Source organism: Shewanella sp. POL2, assembly GCF_000282755.1.
GTDB classification, from domain to species: domain Bacteria; phylum Pseudomonadota; class Gammaproteobacteria; order Enterobacterales; family Shewanellaceae; genus Shewanella; species Shewanella xiamenensis.
The window spans coordinates 1-2,165 of the sequence record NZ_AKZL01000178.1; the positions used below are offsets into that span (position 1 = coordinate 1).

General features: G+C 52.4%; 1 pseudogene. It reads left to right on the forward strand.

Annotated features, from left to right (window positions below):
- Window positions 1-2,165: pseudogene (locus SHEWPOL2_RS21875) on the forward strand (phosphopantetheine-binding protein); the annotation flags it as partial.

The following is a 2,165-nucleotide window of genomic DNA, read 5'->3' on the forward strand; positions in this document are numbered from 1 at the left end:
GCCTTTGAACGTGGACAGGCAATGGCGCAGTCACCGTCAGGATGCCGACGCCAGTCGTGATGCTGGCGTCATGTATGCCGTTATTCTTAAGCAAAAACAGGATATTGAGGCTATCAACGATTGCCTGGCGCAGTTTGACGACGTCAAGATTGCCAACTACAACTCACCGACTCAGCTGGTGATTGCAGGCGCTACCACAGCGACACAACAGGCCGCTAAGGCCATTGGTGAGTTAGGCTTTAAGGCAATTGCCCTGCCAGTTTCCGGCGCCTTCCACACGCCATTGGTTGCCCATGCGCAAAAGCCCTTTAGCGAAGCCATCGATAAGGCTCAGTTCAACACGCCAAAGATTGCCCTGTATGCCAATGGCACAGGAGAGCTACACCCTACTGAAGCCAACGCCATCAAAACCGCCTTTAAAGATCATATGCTGCAATCGGTGCACTTTAGCGAGCAACTAGAAGCCATGTATGCCGCTGGTGCACGGGTGTTTGTCGAGTTTGGCCCGAAAAACATTCTGCAAAAGTTGACAGAAAATACCTTAGCCGCGCAGTTAAACGAGCTGTGCCTTATCAGCATTAACCCGAATCCTAAAGCCGACTCCGACAGCCAACTGCGCAGCGCTGCAGTGCAACTGGCGGTTGCGGGGGTAACACTGGGGGAAATCGACCCTTATCAAGCCGAGCTGATTGCGCCCGCAACGCCTTCGGCCATGAATATCAAGCTCAACGCGACCAACTACATCAGCCCAGCGACCCGCAACAAAATGGTCTATTCACTGCAATCGGGCAAAATTACCAGCCAAGTGCAGTATGTGGATCGCCTCGTTGAGAAAGTGGTTGAGAAAGTCGTTGAAAAACCAGTGATTGTCGAAAAAATTCTAGAGAAGGTTGTCGAAGTGGAAAAGCCAGTGGCACAAAATAGCAATACTATTCAACAGCAAACGCCTGCACAGCCAACCAACTTTACCGCTGGACAGGCGACTCAAGATGCCCTGAGCGCCTTTTTTGCCGCCCAAACCCAGGCCGCGCAATTACATCAACAATTTTTAGCGATCCCGCAGCAATACGGCGATACCGTCAGTGCTCTGATGGCAGAACAAGCCAAAATGGCAAGCCTTGGCATCGCCATTCCAGAGAGTCTGCAACGCTCGATGGAGCTGTTCCACCAGCATCAGGCACAAACCCTAAAGAGCCATGCTGAATTTATGCAATTGCAGACCAGCAGCAGCCAAGCGGCATTAGCTCTACTCGGCCAAACGCCAGCGCCTCAGGTTCAAGTCCCCATTCAAGCGGCACCAGTGGCAGTTACAGCGGCAACGCCAGTCGTTCCAGCACAGGCACCTGTGGTTCAAGCGTTAGCCGCAGAGCCAAAAGCGACTGTTGCGCCTGTGAGTGAGCCCCAAGTTCAGCAACCCCAAGCTCAGCAACCTCAAGTAACACAACCACAAGTGCAAACTGTGGCGACAGCAACTAACGTGCTTTCCGATAAGTCAGCCGTGCAGCAAATCGAGACCGCCATGCTGGCAGTGGTCGCCGATAAAACGGGTTATCCCGTTGAAATGTTAGAACTTGGCATGGATATGGAGGCAGATCTTGGTATCGACTCTATTAAGCGCGTGGAAATTCTAGGCACGGTACAGGACGAATTACCTAACCTGCCAGAACTGAGCCCTGAAGATTTAGCCGAGTGTCGCACCCTAGGGGAAATTGTCGCGCTATTTAGCCAAGCGACTCCTGTAACAGCTGCAGCCACAGTTAGCCATGCGACACAAACTGCAGTAGCTGCAAGCACGGCGGTTTCTAATGATGAAATTGAGCGCACTATGATGGCGGTAGTGGCCGACAAAACAGGCTATCCCGTGGAAATGCTGGAACTGAGCATGGATATGGAAGCCGACCTTGGTATCGACTCCATTAAGCGCGTAGAAATTCTAGGCACGGTACAAGATCAACTGCCGAACCTGCCAGAACTCAGCCCAGAGGATTTAGCCGAGTGTCGCACCCTAGGGGAAATCGTGGCGCTCTTTAGCCAAGCGACTCCTGTAGTATCGACAGCCGTAACTGCTGCAGCCTCAGTTAGCCATGCGACACAAAATGCAGTACTCGCAAGTGCAGTAGCTGCAAGTGCGGCGCTATCTAATGGCGAGATTGAACGCACTATGA